The organism is Brachybacterium sp. HMSC06H03 (genome assembly GCF_001807385.1).
In the GTDB taxonomy this organism is placed as follows: domain Bacteria; phylum Actinomycetota; class Actinomycetes; order Actinomycetales; family Dermabacteraceae; genus Brachybacterium; species Brachybacterium conglomeratum.
The window spans coordinates 1-905 of record NZ_KV788912.1; the positions used below are offsets into that span (position 1 = coordinate 1).

The window sequence follows — 905 nt, forward strand, 5'->3', positions numbered from 1 at the left end:
GGCGGGCGGAGCCGACGGTGCCGCGGAGGGCGCCGGGGATGATCCCGAGGCGGTGCCGGTGACCGCCGCCGCGGCGCCCCAGGAGCTCGTCACGCGTGCGGAGGCGGAGCCGTCCGCGCCACTCGGCGCGTCCTGGCCGGAAGGCTGAGCTGGGTCGTCGTGCGGGACGGCACGGCCGAGCCCGGCCGGCGGGGCGGTGTCCGGCGAGGTGGGTGAGGCGACCTCGGGGGCCGCGGTGAACTCGCGCGGCATGTCACCGCCCTGTGCGACGTCCTCCGACTCCTGGCCCGGGGCCTCGCCCGGTCCTGAGGCGGAGGCGTCCGCCCCCTGCGCGAGGTGCGCGGCGGGCAGCGAGCGGACCACGCGACCCTCCGCGAGGGCACGCTTGAGCGCGTTCTGGCCGAAGGTGCGGGGCTCCTCCGCCGGCAACCTGTCGCGTCCCTCGTCCTCGACCTCGAGCGGCGGGCCCGCCGACGCGGGCCCCGGGCGCGCCTCGCCAGGAGGATCGCCAGCTGCCGACGCCGTGGACGCGGAGGCCCCGGACGCGGACGGTGCCGACGGGGCGGCCGCCGGGGCGGATCGGGACGGGGTGGCTGGGCCGCCGGCTCCCGTGCCTCGGTCCTCGAGCGCCTCCGACCAGCGGCCTCCGCCCGGCGCCGCGGCAGGCGGCTGATGCTGTGCGGGCGGGCCGTACTCCTCGGGGTCCGGCGGGTAGGGATCGTCGGGCTCCGGCGGGAAGTCGTCGGCCGGGGCGTAGGAGTGTCCGGCCGGAGCGTTCCTCGCGGCACGCGCAGCAGCGGCCATCGCTCGTTCCGAGGCGCGCTGGCCGATGGACGCGGGCTCCTGCCGCTCGGGACCGTCACCGACGGCGGGCGCCGCCGACTGGGCGGCCGACGACGGGCCCG

At 79.7% G+C, this 905-nt stretch carries 1 pseudogene; it reads right to left on the reverse strand.

What is annotated here, in order from left to right:
• Positions 1-429: pseudogene (locus HMPREF3159_RS17705) on the reverse strand (DNA polymerase III subunit gamma and tau); the annotation flags it as partial.
• Positions 430-905 lie beyond the last annotated feature (476 nt).